At 45.4% G+C, this 14,512-nt stretch carries 11 protein-coding genes; 6 read left to right on the forward strand and 5 right to left on the reverse strand.

Features of this window, described 5'->3' with window-relative positions; translation table 11 throughout:
• The first annotated feature begins 40 nt into the window (after positions 1-40).
• Positions 41-1,066, forward strand: coding sequence for a LacI family DNA-binding transcriptional regulator (locus tag ACCB35_RS03030; RefSeq protein ID WP_374055672.1), 1,026 nt, complete (start codon positions 41-43; stop codon positions 1,064-1,066).
• A 154-nt stretch (positions 1,067-1,220) separates the two neighbouring features.
• Complete coding sequence (locus ACCB35_RS03035) at positions 1,221-4,181, forward strand: carbohydrate binding domain-containing protein (RefSeq protein ID WP_374055673.1); 2,961 nt, start codon at positions 1,221-1,223, stop codon at positions 4,179-4,181.
• Positions 4,182-4,550: 369 nt separating this feature from the next.
• Here ACCB35_RS03035 and ACCB35_RS03040 read toward each other — a convergent pair whose 3' ends face one another.
• The 4 genes from ACCB35_RS03040 to ACCB35_RS03055 all read right to left on the reverse strand — a co-directional run bounded on the left by ACCB35_RS03040 (position 4,551) and on the right by ACCB35_RS03055 (position 10,793).
• Positions 4,551-5,354 carry an endonuclease/exonuclease/phosphatase family protein gene (locus ACCB35_RS03040; protein ID WP_374055674.1) on the reverse strand — a complete coding sequence of 268 codons (804 nt, stop codon included), beginning with the start codon at positions 5,352-5,354 and terminating at the stop codon, positions 4,551-4,553.
• Positions 5,355-5,357: 3 nt separating this feature from the next.
• The gene (locus ACCB35_RS03045) at positions 5,358-6,992 is read right to left on the reverse strand and encodes a PTS transporter subunit IIBC (RefSeq protein WP_044338555.1); all 1,635 of its coding nucleotides are present in this window, start codon (positions 6,990-6,992) and stop codon (positions 5,358-5,360) included.
• A 485-nt stretch (positions 6,993-7,477) separates the two neighbouring features.
• A complete protein-coding gene (locus ACCB35_RS03050) occupies positions 7,478-9,394 on the reverse strand; it encodes a heavy metal translocating P-type ATPase (protein ID WP_374055675.1) in 1,917 nt (638 codons plus the stop codon).
• Between the two features lie 214 nt (positions 9,395-9,608).
• Positions 9,609-10,793: an MFS transporter gene (locus ACCB35_RS03055; protein ID WP_044338557.1), complete on the reverse strand. Its 1,185-nt coding sequence runs from the start codon at positions 10,791-10,793 to the stop codon at positions 9,609-9,611.
• A gap of 129 nt (positions 10,794-10,922) precedes the next feature.
• Here ACCB35_RS03055 and ACCB35_RS03060 point away from each other — a divergent pair, with 129 nt between their 5' ends.
• Positions 10,923-11,306 carry an OsmC family protein gene (locus tag ACCB35_RS03060; RefSeq protein ID WP_374056936.1) on the forward strand — a complete coding sequence of 128 codons (384 nt, stop codon included), beginning with the start codon at positions 10,923-10,925 and terminating at the stop codon, positions 11,304-11,306.
• Positions 11,307-11,488: 182 nt separating this feature from the next.
• Here the strand turns inward: ACCB35_RS03060 and ACCB35_RS03065 are convergent, their stop codons facing one another.
• Positions 11,489-11,908 carry a pyridoxamine 5'-phosphate oxidase family protein gene (locus tag ACCB35_RS03065; protein ID WP_299741673.1) on the reverse strand — a complete coding sequence of 140 codons (420 nt, stop codon included), beginning with the start codon at positions 11,906-11,908 and terminating at the stop codon, positions 11,489-11,491.
• A 90-nt stretch (positions 11,909-11,998) separates the two neighbouring features.
• On the opposite strand from ACCB35_RS03065, the gene cax reads away from it, so the two are divergent.
• The 3 genes from cax (at position 11,999) to ACCB35_RS03080 (ending at position 14,414) form a co-directional block, all read left to right on the forward strand.
• Positions 11,999-13,054, forward strand: a complete 1,056-nt coding sequence (gene cax, locus ACCB35_RS03070) for a calcium/proton exchanger (protein WP_374055676.1) — start codon at positions 11,999-12,001, stop codon at positions 13,052-13,054.
• Positions 13,055-13,271: 217 nt separating this feature from the next.
• Positions 13,272-14,123 (forward strand): YfkD family protein, encoded by an 852-nt coding sequence (locus tag ACCB35_RS03075; protein ID WP_374055677.1) that lies wholly within the window; start codon positions 13,272-13,274, stop codon positions 14,121-14,123.
• A gap of 105 nt (positions 14,124-14,228) precedes the next feature.
• Entirely contained in the window at positions 14,229-14,414 is a 186-nt protein-coding gene (locus ACCB35_RS03080; protein WP_374055678.1) for a hypothetical protein, read from the forward strand.
• Positions 14,415-14,512: the final 98 nt, after the last annotated feature.

Here is a 14,512-nt window from a genome sequence, read left to right on the forward strand (position 1 = left end):
TCCGCTATAATAGATAGAAAGAACCATTCAGGAGGATTTTATGGATATATTTGATATTGCGAGGATTGCGGGGGTATCACGGAAGACGGTGCAGCGGGTGCTGAACGATTCGGAGCAGGTGAAACCCGAAACACGCGACCGCATCCGGAAGATCATGGAGGAGCACCACTATCAGCCAAATGTTTCAGCGAGAAGGCTGGTGAAGAAGAAAACGCACACGATCGGACTTTTTATCATTCAGGATCCTTCGAAGTATCGTATTTATTCGGATGACCTTTTTTACAGTGTGGTGATCGGGGCCATGATCAATGCCTGTTCAGAGCGGGGGTATAATATGCTTGTGAACATGACGGATCTGAACGATGCATCCCCCGTTTTAAAACTGTACCGAGAGAAGAGCATCGATGCGGGTATCATCATCAGCTGGAGCAACGTCCAATCGATTGTTGATCAAATCACTTCAGCGGGCTTCTTTGTCGGGGTCTTCGATCAAAACAATGTGACGAGACGGACTTCATCGGTTCCGATGCCTGTGTTACTAAACGAAGAGAGTGCAATGGAAGCGACCAATCATTTCATTGGGCTGGGTCATCAGGAAATCGGGATTGTCACGGGTGATGAAGATAATCCGGCGGCAATGGAGCGGCTGAGTGGCTATCAAAAAGCAATGGAAGCGGCAGGCATCCCCCTTAATCAGGAATACATCTATAAAGGCAAGTTCATCGAAGAATCAGGCCGGGATGCCATCAATCATTGGATCGGGCAGGGAAATCTTCCTACTGCCATCGTTTGTTCGAATGATCATATTGCATTCGGTGCCCTGAAGGCAATAAATAAGGCCAACCTGAATGTCCCTGATGATGTGTCCCTCATTGGGTTTGATAATCTATTGCTTACGGAATATACATCCCCCGCATTGACGACCATGCACGTACCAAGGGTCGAGATGGCGGTGGCTCTGGTGGAGCAGTTGATTCAGCGGATTGAAGAGCGCCCATATGAAAAAATGAGTCCGTTTCAAGCTGCACTTGTCAAACGTGATTCATGCTGTCAAAAAAATAAATAGAAAGCAAAATGCTATATTCCCAAGGGAGTTAGCATTTTTTTTAGTAGAAAAAGAGATTGTTATTGTAAAAAAATGTTGTCAAAGGGTGATGTTGGTTTTATAGTTATATACAAATGTCCCACGTGAGACATAAATGAAAACAGGAGGCGTTCCAATGTTAAAAAAAGCAGTCACCTCTTTTACCGCTGCATGTCTCATCATGAGTCTTACACCAGGAAATATAGGAAAAGCAACGCAGAAAGAAAAGCCTTTTCACCTCAAAGATTCGACATTAATAGATAAAACGATTGAAGGCGACCTGGTGATCACACCTGATGCCGGAAAAAACATTACCCTAGAAAACGTGACGGTTCACGGGAAGACCCTTATCAAAGGGGAAGCGCCTGATACCCTTCAGCTTTCCGATTCGGAGTTACACAATCTATCGGTTCAAGGACCTGGTCACCCTACAACGATCACCGTCTCTGGAGAATCGATCGTCGAAGAAACTCTGTTGGATGGAAATGCATTGCTGGAAGAAAGAGAGATTACGTCCGCTGGATTCCAGGACGTAACCGTATCGGCATCCACGGTCAAAACGAAGAAAGCTGATTTGAAAGGCGAGTTCGAAACCATTACAACCTCTGGTAAAAAAGGCGAGGCTCAAGTAGAGCTTGACGGCGTTGCAGAGCGGATGGAATTGAACGCGCTTTCATCCGTCGATCTTGCTACGGATGCGTTAGTAAAGGAACTTACTGTATCGGAGTCCGGTAAAGGATCGGTCATCGATGGAGAGGGTAACGTGGAGAAAGCAACCTTGAACGGCACCATTACCTATAAGGGAAAAGAAACAAGTGATGCCTCTTCGTTTGCTTCTCCGTGGTCCCTCGTATGGAATGATGAATTCAATCAGGCCGAGATCGATCGTGGAAAGTGGACGTTCGATATCGGCAACGGTTTTACCGATGCAAGCGGTGCGTATGTTCCCGGATGGGGGAATAACGAAAAACAATATTACACGGACCGTCCGGAAAACGCGAGGACAGAAGATGGAAAGCTGTTGATCACGGCAAAGAAAGAAGAATATGAAGGTTTTGCCTATACGTCGGCACGTTTAAAAACAAAGGGCCTTTTTTCAAAAGCATTCGGGAAATTCGAAATGAAGGCCTCCCTTCCAGTCGGGAAAGGCTACTGGCCGGCGTTCTGGATGCTCCCGGAAGATGATAAGTATGGCGGATGGGCAGCCTCCGGGGAAATCGATATTTTAGAAGCCCAGGGAAGTAATCCGCATGAAGCGATCGGGACGATTCATTACGGTGAAACGTGGCCGAATAATAAGTATACCGGCGCACACTATGCCTTTGAAGATGGCTCGACGATCGCTGACGAGCATGTATATTCGGTTGAATGGGAGCCGGGGGAAATCCGCTGGTATGTGGACGGGAAGCTCCGCCAAACCCAAAACAATTGGTATAGCAAAGGGACAGGCAATGCGGCCAACTTCACGTATCCTGCACCATTCGACCAGCCATTCCACATGTTGTTGAATGTTGCGATCGGCGGGAATTTCGATGGTGAACCGACAGAGGATACGATGTTCCCTCAGTCCATGGACGTTGACTATGTGAGAGTGTATGATCTGACGGGAAGACCGTATCAAACTCCGGAGCTGCCTGTATTCGAACAGCAGCCATTACCGGAAGAGGCGAAACAACCCCTTGAAGACGGTAATCTCATTTACAACAATGGATTTGATCAGGAATGGGAAGACGTTGAAGGGATTGCAGGAGTACCGAATACAGATCATTGGTATTTCTTGACTGTGGCTGATTTTGGAGGGAAGGCGAATGTGTCCCTTGATCAGGTAGAGGGAAGGAATTTTGCTAAAGTCGATGTTGAAGACGGTGGAAGCCAGCCTTATTCGGTACAGCTGATCCAGGACGTCTCCCTTGGCAAGGGCCGGTACTACCGTGTGTCCTTCGATGCAAAATCGACCGGATCACGTCCGATCAATGTAAAAGTTGGAGGAGGGGCAGACAGGGGATATAGTGCCTATTCAAACAGCGAATCATTTACACTCAAAGACGGGGTGGAATCCTATGAAATGGTATTCCAGATGACCGAGGAAACTGATTTGGCAGCACGTGTGGAGTTTAATCTCGGCTTGTCCAAGCTCCCTGTTTGGCTCGGAAATGTCCGGGTGGAAGAAATCCCTCCGGTCCAAGTGGATCCGGATGCTTCGAAGCCAGCCCTTCCAAGCGGGAACCTGATTTATAATGGAACGTTTGACCAGGGATTCCCTGATCGTTTGCTTTATTGGAACTTGGTAGATTCCGAGAATGCTGAATCCATGGGAGTGGATCCCGAGGAGAGGGTATTTTCGGCCAAGCCTTTAAATGAAACGGACAATACTGGATTAGTACAAAAAGGCGTTCAGCTTAAAGCTTTAAATGAATATGAATTGACGTTTGACGGGGCGAGTGAAAGTTCACGTGATATCCAGGTCGAGATGAGAAGTAAGGACGGGGACGTCGTCTATGCAACAGATACGATCTCTCTGACTGCTGATTGGAAAAGTCATGCTATGACGTTCACGATGCCGGATGTAACGGATTTGGAATCGCAGCTGGTCATCCTTGTGGGGGGTAGTACTGATGAGGTGAAGCTTGATAACGTCAAGCTCAAGAAAAAAGCGGGACCATCGGGTGCAAATGCTATCCAAAACGGATCGTTTGATACCGATTTAGAATCCTGGGGCAATTACGTCCATTTTGATGCTTCGGCTGGTATTTCGTCTGAAGATGGACAGGCGAAGATATCGATTGGGAATGAAGGAAATGAAACCTGGAGTGTTCAGCTTTTTCAGGAAGGGTTGAAGCTTGAGCCGGGAGTGGAGTACACGCTTTCCTTCGATGCGAGTTCGACGGTGGACCGCACAATGGAGGTAACTGTGGAGAATGCCGGTTATTATCGATATCTATCCGAGGTCGCTCTGCTTACTGGAGATAAGACCCGTTATGAATATACGTTTACAATGCCTGTAGGTGACTCAACAAGCCTTAAGTTCCTGCTGGGTAAGGCCGAATCTCCGGTTGATGCTCACGATGTAATCATTGATAATGTGGAATTGAAGTAAAGAAAGGAGTACAGCGTCTTTGGGCGCTGTATTTTTTTGTTTTGAGTGTGGGTGGGATGAGGTTGAGTTTGCTAACTTTGGTCAAAATGTTGTGGCTGGGTGCATTTTTTGTCGGGAAATGGAGAACGGTCGATATATGGGTGTGTTTGGTTGATAAAAAGAAATAACAGTCGATAAAATGAAAATAAGGTTGATATATTGAAAGTACGGTCGATAAATCTCTGTAACGGTTGATAAATCTCAAAGCGTGCACAACCACCCCGGGCAAAAACGATCCCGACGGCCAAAACTCATCTGATTCCCGTTCAACTCCTCCAAAAACAACCCAACCCCATTCAAAACCACACAAAAAAAGCAGCCAATCCAACATCAGCTGCTTTCCCCGCCACCCAACACCACTTCAACCCCGAAGTGATCAGAGACAACAGGCTTATTCACATCATTAAAGATGACCCGGGACGACCGGACATCCACTTTTTCACTGGATAGAATAAGATCAATCCTCAAATCGACCTTATTCTCATCCCATCCGGCAATCTTCCCTTCAACGGTGACACCGCTGTCCCGTTCATCGGCTTCATCAAATGTGTCCAGGAGCCCTTTTGAAAGAAGATAATCATACCCTTCCTCACGAACCCATGCATTATTATTGAAGTCACCCATTAAAAAGAAGGGGGATTCAGGAGTGAGTTGCTCGATCAATGAGTCAACCTGAAACTTGAACGGTTCTTCTTCATCCGTCCACCAGCCGAGGTGACAGGAGTAGAAGGTGAGGGCCTTTCCTTCATATGAAATCGTGGCCCCTACGATTTTACGGGTTTTCCAGTAGGATTGGTCGTGACTTTTTGAGATGAAGAAGCGGTGTTCTTCAACGACCGGGTGCTTCGTTAAGATGGCGACACCTTCTTCATAGACGTCGTACCCTATATGAGCGAAGTCCCATACGAGTGAATAATCCGTCACGCCAAGTTTTTCCAGTTCCCCAAGAAGGACAAGGGCAAAATTGTCTTTTTTAACTAAGCCCTCGACTGGTTCACTTTCGATCAGCTGACTGACTTCCTGGAGGGCGATGACATCGTAGGATTTTTCCGCGATGTCATGTGCCAGGATCGAGATTTTCTCGAGTTGGTTGTCTTCTTGCCATGAGTGACAATTCAACGTGAGTAATTTCATGTATTACGCTCCCAACAGATCTTGAATGTCAGACTTGATGACGTCTGCTTTCGGACCATAGATGGCTTGTACGCCTTTGTCTTTCAGGATCAGTCCCAGTGCTCCGTTTTTCTTCCATTCCTGTTCAGTTCCAACAAGACTGGTGTCTTTTACTGTTACACGAAGGCGTGTCATACATGCATCGACGTCTACGATGTTGTCTTTTCCACCAAGCATGGCAACGACTTTCGGTGCGATGGAATCTTTACTTACAGTGCCGCCGCCCGTAGTTGCTTCATCTTCAATGTAGTTTCCGTTACGACCCGGTGTCGGGAAGTTGAACTTTTTGATTAAGAAGTTGGCAACCGTGAAGTTAAGGCCAAAGAATACGATACAAGCAATCACAAAGTTCACAAGGTCGACCCATAGGCCGGCTTTGATGATCATCGGAACACGAGTCAATAGCTCGATGGATCCAAATGAGTGAACGCGGATGTTGACGATATCCACAATCGCGAAAGCAAGTCCCGTCATGATGGCATACACCACGTATAAAAGTGGGGCAGCGAACATGAACATGAATTCGATTGGCTCTGTAACACCTGTTAAGAATACAGCTAAACCAGCTGATAGGAACATAGATTTGTATTTTTTCTTCTTATCTTTATCCACATTGCGGTACATGGCATAAGCGATACCGATTAAAGCAGCTGTGGATAAAATCATTTGACCTACTTTGAAACGTGCTGGTGTGACGTCATTTAATAATTGTTTGTAGCTTTCTGTATCTCCTGCAGCCAGGAAGTTATTTAAGTCGGCGATCCAAGCTAACCAAAGTGGGTCTTGACCGGCAACCGTCGAACCTGCACCTGAACCAGTCAGGATCTTGTACGTTCCGCCGAGTTCCGTGTAGTTGATTGGAACCGTTAGCATATGATGCAGACCGAATGGTAATAATAGACGCTCTAACGCACCGAAAATGAATGGTGCAATGATTGGTGCTGTGTTACGGGATGTTGCGATCCATTGACCGAAGTCATTTAGCAGCCCTTGAATGAATGGCCATACAATGGACATCACGACAGCGATTACAACAGAACCTACAATGACGACAAATGGTACAAAACGTTTTCCGTTAAAGAAGGAAAGGGCATCCGGCAATTTATCGTAGTTATAATACTTGTTGAAAAGGTTGGCCCCTAAGAAACCTGAGATGATCCCGACGAATACACCCATGTTTAAAGCAGGTGCACCAAGAACTGATGTGAAATAATCAGATACAATTAATGTTTGTCCAAAAAGGGAAGAGACCGTTGCTTCGGGATCCCCAAGCATATCTCCGTTTACTCCGAAGATCGCTCCGGTAATACGGTTGATCAGGACGAAGGCGATCAATGCAGCGAAGGCACCGCCCGCACGTTCTTTCGCCCACGAGCCACCGATGGCTACTGCGAACAGGATGTGAAGATTGGTGATGATTCCCCAACCGATATCCTCCATAACTCTTGCAATCGTTTGCACTAAAGTGATGTCTCCACCCATCATTGCAATCAATTTACCGATGGAAATCATGATTCCTGCAGCTGGCATGACGGCCACGACCACAAGCAATGCTTTCCCGAACTTCTGCCAAAAATCAAACGACAATAAATTCTTCATAAACCCGTTTCCTCCTTTAAGATCAATCTATTTGGCTATATCTTTTACATTGAATGACATGTGTGCGTTTACATTTCATATTAAAAGAAATGCTGATTGGTGCGTCTTTATCATTAAAGTGCTATGTAACATGAAAATAGATGCAACCGTTTGCACTAACTAAACACATTTTATGATATCCCTTTCAAGAAAGCAACAACAAAATATTATTTTAGTAAAATATTATTAGTTGGAGGGACGGACCTTGGTAGGGTAGGGGTTGTTACAAGGGGTGTGGATAACTATTCTGGTTGTTTAGTAGTGGGAGGATTAGATGGAATCATTCGGTGTGGATTGTGGATAATGTTCAGGAGGTGGAAATGGTTGATTTATTTTCGGGTGAAATGAAATAGGGGTGTGGATAAGTGTCAGAAAATCGCTGGACCGACACTAAACAATTTCACAAAAAAAGCACCCAATCCCTAAAGATTGGATGCTTATCAACATCATTTCAACAATCGTAATCCATTCAAGATAACCAAAATCGTGCTGCCTTCATGGCCGATCACTCCATAAGGCAGATCCAGAATTTGCAGGAAGTTCGATGCAATCAACAGCATGATCACAGCGATGGAAAAGACTACATTTTGCTGTACGATCCGCTTCATTTTTTTCGAGAGCTTAATGGCTTCAGCAATACGGGTAAGGTCATTTTTCATCAGCACGACATCGGCTGTTTCCAAGGCGACGTCGGTTCCTTCACCCATGGCGATTCCTACGTTAGCCGTTGCAAGTGCAGGGGCGTCGTTGATTCCGTCGCCGACCATTCCGACCGTACCGAATTGGCGTTTCAGCTTTTTCAGTTCGTCTACTTTCGTTTCCGGCAGGCACTCGGCAATGAAAGAGGCAACTTTGGCTTCTTCGGCGATGGCACGGGCCGTCTTTTCATTGTCTCCTGTCAGCATGATCGTTTGGACGCCTTCATCTTTCAGGAGCTGCAAAGCTTTAATGGTTTCTTCACGTACCACGTCTTTCAATGCGATCAATGCGACAATTTCATTCTCTTTGGCAACGAAGACCGTCGTTTTTCCTTCAGAAGCGATTCGTCCAAAGGCACCATCCATAAATTGTTCTGCTAACACTTTATCCACAAAATCGGCTTTCCCGATCTTCCATTCGGCACCGTCCACAACCGCTCTGACTCCCCAACCGGATACGTCTTCGAGGGAATCAGGCTGTGAGAGTTCCAGGTTTAACTCGCGGGTTGCGTGGCGGACGATGGCCTGAGCAAGTGGATGATTCGACTGGTTTTCAATCGAAGCAACGGCCGTCATCACTTCACGCTCATCCACATGATCCGCAACCACTATATCCGTCACAACTGGTTTTCCTTTCGTCAAAGTACCCGTTTTATCAAAGGCAATCGCTTTGATGTTGCTCAGGTTTTCCAAGTGGGCGCCGCCTTTAAAAAGGATTCCATGACGGGCACCGTTAGAAATCGCCGATAAGCTCGCCGGCATGATCGCGGCAACCAGTGCACAAGGAGAAGCGACAACGAGCAGGACCATTGCCCGGTAGAATGTTTCCGTCCAGCTCCACCCGAGGAGGAAGTGGGGAAGGAACATCATCAGGAAGACAACGGCAAGCACGACTTTTACATAGGTTCCTTCAAAGCGTTCGATGAACTGCTGTGAAGGCGATTTTTCGCTTTGGGCGGATTGCACAAGATCAATGATTTTTTGGAATAGGGTTTCGCTGCTCGGTTTGGTCATTTCCACCGTGATGGCCCCGTTGATGTTGACGGTCCCAGCGAAAACTTCATCTCTTTGACCTTTGGTGACCGGGACGGCTTCGCCTGATATGGCTGCTTCGTCAATGGAAGTCGTGCCCTTAACGACAACACCGTCCGTTGGTACGCGTTCACCTGGTTTAATTAAAATATGGTCGCCGATTTCAAGGCTTGAAACGTGGACTTTCTTTTCACCAGATCCTGTCACGAGCCATGCTTCTTCAGGCTGAAGCTGCATGAGTGCTGAGATTTCCTTCTGACTTTTATTCATTGTATACGTTTCAAGTGCGCCGCTGACTGCGAAGATGAAGATGAGGATGGCGCCCTCTGTCCAATAACCGATGATGGCAGATCCCACTGCGGCAAAAATCATCAACATTTCTACATTCAGTTCTTTGTTTTCAATGGTTTCTTCTATTCCTTCTTTGGCTTTGGCGAACCCTCCGATGGCAAAGGCAAGGAGATAGAAGATGATGCTTAAGGTGGAGTCGTCGTTTGACGTCAACCATCCCAGTAAAATAAACACACCACTGACCAGTGCGGCGATCAGTTCTGCATGAGGCTTTATTTTTTCAAAGAAGTTTATTTTTTCATTTGGTGTCCCCATGGATAAGGCTTTGGATTGTGAGCTCATAGCGTATTCCTCCTTTTTGTTAAATGAAAATACGAGATTCTCATTGAGAATAATAATCAACGTCATTACCCCTATAAAACGACGAAAGCTGCCACCGATGAAAGGTGACAGCAAAAATGCACGTGCTCTTAGTTGATTTTATATGAAGTTAGTAATTTATAATTATTATAATCTAATCCTATCACAAGTATATGAGAATGGAAAGAGTTTTGTGCTAATTATTCTGGGTTATTTCTCCACGTCTATTTTGAAGGGAGAAGACGAGTAAGCTCACAAAAATCATCAGCATCATGCATGCGATCAGATAGAAAAAGCTTGAGCCTTTGAACCAGTCGATGGTGATTCCGCCAACGAATGGACCGATCATGCTTCCAAAGCTGAAGAAAATCCCGCACATGATGTTTCCTGCAGGAAGTAATTCTTTTGGCAAAAGATCCGTCATATAACTAATACCGAGTGAAAAAGTCGATCCGACTGCCATCCCGGCTAACGTAAAGCAGATAAATAAGCCCAGAGTGGACTCTGCCACGATTCCTGCAGCGGAAAAACAGAGGAAGCCGATCATCATGACGATAAGCAGGACGTTTTGTCTTCCATATTTGTCACTAAGAATCCCGAGTGGAACTTGTGAGATGATACTTCCCACTGCAAATGCAGGCAGGAGGATGGCGACGGCTTCAATGGAAAGGCCGTTTCGCAGGGCGAAAACAGGGAAGTTCCCATTTAATGAAGCTTCCAGGAACCCGTATCCCAATGGAGGCAGCAGGGCGACCCATGCATATTTGAGAACCTTTCCGAAGCGCTGGAACGATCCAAGGAACGAGGCACTGCCGATATTTTGCTGCTCGGGAAATTCGTTTTGTAATTTAAATACGAACATCCACACCGTCAGGCTTAATAAAGAAGAGATGATGAATGGCAGTGCTTGATGGATGGTGATGAGCTGTGTCATCATCGGTCCCACGGCAAAACCGACTCCAAAAGAAACCCCGTAGATGGATATGTTACGTCCGCGATGTTCTTTCGGTGAAAACGATGTGATCCAAGTCTGGGTGGCGAAGTGCAACATGTGATCGCCGACTCCGATACAAAGACGAAGGAAGAACCAGAACCAGAAGGATTTCCAAACCGGGAATAGCAGGAGTGATGCTGCAACCACTATTCCCCCGATGATGATCATCGGTTTGTATCCGATTTTCTGAAGTGGTCTTTCCATTAAAGGAGAGGCAAGTAAGATTCCTATATATAATGCGGTTGCGTTTAATCCGTTCAGGGAGGAAGAAACGCCGTCCTGTTCGAATATGATGGCGATTAACGGCAGGAGCATCCCTTGTGAGAATCCCGAAATCGCGACGATTCCGACAAGGACCCAGAAACGGAAGGTAAGTGTTTGATTCATTTGTAAAAACTCCCAATCATTGATGGTTACTTCTTAGATGGTACCCCCAATTTGAATGTTTGGCAATACGAAACGAATAGAGTAAAATCAAAACATCCACTAACATAATAAGGAAGGAATGAAATGAAAATGGAATTTAACATGCAAGAAGGCGGATTTTACACAGATTTAGGGTTTGGGAAGCTGGAGGTTTCGGGTAACGAAGAGTATGGCTTTCGCCCATTCCAATTATTGGTTTCATCCGTAGCCGTATGCAGCGGGGGAGTGCTCCGCAAAGTACTGGAGAAAATGCGCATCGAATTCGAAGACATACATATCAAAGCCGACGTAACCCGTAACGAAGCCGAAGCAAACAGAGTCGAAGCGATCTCCCTTCACTTCACCATCAAAGGGACGGACCTTAACGAGGCAAAAATCGAAAAAGCCATGAAGCTCACACGCAAAAACTGCTCCATGGTCCAATCCGTACAAGACAGCATCAAAATAGAAGAGACGTTTGAGTTGGTGAAGTAAGATTTTGAGGGACGGACCTTCCATTCAAGGGGCATAAATCCTATTGTAACGAGGTTTATAACTTGATGGAGGTCCGTCCTTCAGTGCAGAAAAGCGTTGAGGGACGGACCTCCAAATCAGCATAAGTCCCATCAAACAAGGTTCTTATCTGATTGAAGGTCCGTCCCTCTTCAGGTGGTCCTCTACAGGCTTAGTTCCTGTGGTTCTTTGCCTGTTTTTTCGTAGTAGAGGATGGTTTTGGGTGTGAGTTTGAGGAGCATGTATTCCGGGTCATCGGGGCTTGCGATCCAGGATTTTAGTTGGTCGTTCCAGAATTTCTCTTTCAGCTCTTTGGATTCTTCTACAGTTGCCTCTGCTTCGATTTCTACATAGTGCTCATGATCGGAATCTCGGTCATGGCCCAGAAGAATATGAACATGAGGGTTTTGTGCGATGTCTTCCGCTTTGTGTGCATGCTCATTGGTTGCGGTGTAAAGAGTAAGGTCTTCATGGTAGAACATCATAAAGCGTGAATACGGCTTGTTGTCTCGAATCGTGGCAAGGGTGCCCGTTTTATGGTTGGAAAACAGCTCAACGATCTTATCTTTTAAGTTTTGTGCCATGGGTGGTACCTCCTAATTGGGTTCTATCTATAATGTGTCTAATCTCACTTGATTTAAACAAATTTTCTTTGAGAAAGAAGGATCTTACACATGAACAAAATATTTGCACTGCTTGTATTTGCAGGAGTACCGATCTCAGTCATCGGTTCACTGCTTCATTGGCCCAATGTGATTATGTTCGTGATTTACTGTGTGACGATCATTGCCCTTGCTGCCTTCATGGGAAGATCGACGGAAAGCTTGGCCGTGGTATCGGGACCCCGTATTGGGGGATTACTGAACGCGACCTTTGGAAACGCAGTTGAACTCATCATTTCTATTTTTGCGTTAAAAGCTGGTTTGGTCGGCGTCGTGCTGGCGTCCTTGACTGGATCCGTGCTTGGAAATCTACTCCTCGTTGCAGGGTTGTCCTTTTTTGTAGGGGGGATCAAGTTCAAACGTCAGAAGTTCAACGTGTTTGATGCCCGGCACAACTCGGGGCTGCTCATGTTTGCAATCATCGTGGCTTTCGTCATTCCTGAAGTATTCGCCCAGGATATGAACGAAGCGAAGACCATGTCCCTTTCAATTGGTGTGTCCGTTATTTTAATCGCTCTCTATTTATTTGCCTTATTCTTTAAATTAGTGACTCACCGAGGAGTGTATCAGCATGAAGGCGAAGAAGGTGTGCACGCTCATGAAGAGCCGGAGTGGAGTAAAGGGAAAGCATTGCTGATCCTTGCCGCCTCTACAGCAGCCGTCGCCTATGTATCTGAACGTCTCGTCCATACCTTTGAAGAGGTCGGGAACACATTCGGATGGAGCGAGCTCTTCATCGGGGTCATCATCGTAGCCATCGTCGGAAACGCTGCAGAGCATGCGTCGGCGATCATTATGGCTTATAAAAATAAGATGGATATCGCTGTGGAAATTGCAGTCGGATCGACCTTGCAGATCGCGATGTTTGTAGCGCCGGTACTGGTATTGATTTCACTGTTTTTTGAAACGAGCATGCCGTTGGTATTTACATTGCCGGAACTTGTGGCCATGGTATCAGCGGTACTTGTCACGATCGTCATATCCAATGACGGGGAGACGAACTGGTTTGAAGGACTGACACTACTCGCAGCCTATTTCATAATGGGAATCGGATTTTATCTACTATAATAAAAAGCAGCGGAGTTCAATCATGAACTCCGCTGCTTTTTTAGGGAATGTAGGAATGATTGAAAACGGTCAGTATGCCCGACTGTTTTCTTTTCAATCATAGTATAAAATAATATTTGAATTTTGTAAATATTCTTTCAAATAAAGTTTTTGGGATAAGCTATTTCAACTAGGAAAAACTAACGGCAAACCCTAAAGCTTGAAAGGAGTTAATTTTATGAAAATCATGCGCACTGTCCTTATGATCATTCTCGCATTTTTTGTTGCAACAACTGGTACCCATGCTGAAAATAGCCCTAAAAAAGCAAACGACAAAGCACCGAAAACAACGGAGAAAGCTCCGGAAGCAAGTGAAGATACCAGTGTGAAGATCCCGAATTCGGTTTTAAATATCGCCAAGGAAAATACGTATCCCAATTCTACACAGGATCAACCGTATCTTCAACCGAGCGAATGGTCTCAGGAATTAATTGAAACATCTAATGTTAAAATTGAAAATCCGAACCTGATTCGCATTCTTAACGAATCCACGATGAATAAAGCACCGACGATTGGATTACGTGCAACCATCTATTTAGGGGAATGGCCATTAAATTATGCCTCAACGGAGACTTCTCCTAATTGGGAGTATCAGAAGGTCAACACGAACTATTTCGATAATCGTGGCGGAAAATCCAACTATCAAATTCATTACGTTCAAGAAGCACAAAAAGTTGTGAAGGGCGGGCTCACGGCAAAAGTTCCGCATGCAGAAGATGTGGAGAAAATGATGCTCATCAAAGCCATGGATAAATCCAAACTGCCACTCGCATTCCAAACCATCGTTGGAGCAGGAACGAAGAAGGATCAGGTGTACAATATTTCACCGAAACGACTTGGTTACCTATACGCCTATGCACCGGCGATTAATGAAAAAGGAAAAGTAACCTACGGTGAAGTGTTCCTTGTGATGAAGGGTACAAAACGCTCCATCGTCGTGAAAAACGTAACTTCCCAAGGAGTCGGAGCATTTATTCCAATCCAGGATCACGTACATTTCGGCTTCATGGCAAGTGAAACACCTAGATAAATGTTTGAAGAAGAGTGAAGTGGGGTAAACCTTAATTTCACTCTTTTATTATTTTCTTTGATATGTTATAATAATTAGAATATTCAGAATTGAAGGAGGGATATCATGGAGTATCTACTTATTTTTGGTGGGATCCTGATTGCGTACACAGCAATGAGAATTTGGTTCGGAGCGAAAAGGGCTAAAGTATATGCCGAAAGCCTCAAAAATCAAAACTATAACTCAATGGACCCAGTACTACAGAAGATTGATCAACCCGTGAAAGAAAATCACCGCGGCCCAATCGGATAAAAAGCACACCGGATGAATGTCCGTTGTGCTTTCTTTTTTTTGTTTGGAGAGGGACGGACCTTGTGCTGGGGAAGAAGGGCTATTTTAGTGGCATGTTT

The organism is Rossellomorea sp. FM04394 (genome assembly GCF_041889765.1).
Lineage (GTDB): Bacteria > Bacillota > Bacilli > Bacillales > Bacillaceae_B > Rossellomorea > Rossellomorea aquimaris_B.

What these genes read in the sequence shown, in the direction of transcription:
- ACCB35_RS03055 (WP_044338557.1), bottom strand. Translation starts at nt 10,793, where the DNA reads ATGAATCAAACACTTACCTTCCGTTTCTGGGTCCTTGTCGGAATCGTC.
- cax (WP_374055676.1), top strand. Translation starts at nt 11,999, where the DNA reads ATGAACAAAATATTTGCACTGCTTGTATTTGCAGGAGTACCGATCTCA.
- ACCB35_RS03060 (WP_374056936.1), top strand. Translation starts at nt 10,923, where the DNA reads ATGGAATTTAACATGCAAGAAGGCGGATTTTACACAGATTTAGGGTTT.
- ACCB35_RS03065 (WP_299741673.1), bottom strand. Translation starts at nt 11,908, where the DNA reads ATGGCACAAAACTTAAAAGATAAGATCGTTGAGCTGTTTTCCAACCAT.
- ACCB35_RS03050 (WP_374055675.1), bottom strand. Translation starts at nt 9,394, where the DNA reads ATGAGCTCACAATCCAAAGCCTTATCCATGGGGACACCAAATGAAAAA.
- ACCB35_RS03075 (WP_374055677.1), top strand. Translation starts at nt 13,272, where the DNA reads ATGAAAATCATGCGCACTGTCCTTATGATCATTCTCGCATTTTTTGTT.
- ACCB35_RS03080 (WP_374055678.1), top strand. Translation starts at nt 14,229, where the DNA reads ATGGAGTATCTACTTATTTTTGGTGGGATCCTGATTGCGTACACAGCA.
- ACCB35_RS03040 (WP_374055674.1), bottom strand. Translation starts at nt 5,354, where the DNA reads ATGAAATTACTCACGTTGAATTGTCACTCATGGCAAGAAGACAACCAA.
- ACCB35_RS03030 (WP_374055672.1), top strand. Translation starts at nt 41, where the DNA reads ATGGATATATTTGATATTGCGAGGATTGCGGGGGTATCACGGAAGACG.
- ACCB35_RS03035 (WP_374055673.1), top strand. Translation starts at nt 1,221, where the DNA reads ATGTTAAAAAAAGCAGTCACCTCTTTTACCGCTGCATGTCTCATCATG.
- ACCB35_RS03045 (WP_044338555.1), bottom strand. Translation starts at nt 6,992, where the DNA reads ATGAAGAATTTATTGTCGTTTGATTTTTGGCAGAAGTTCGGGAAAGCA.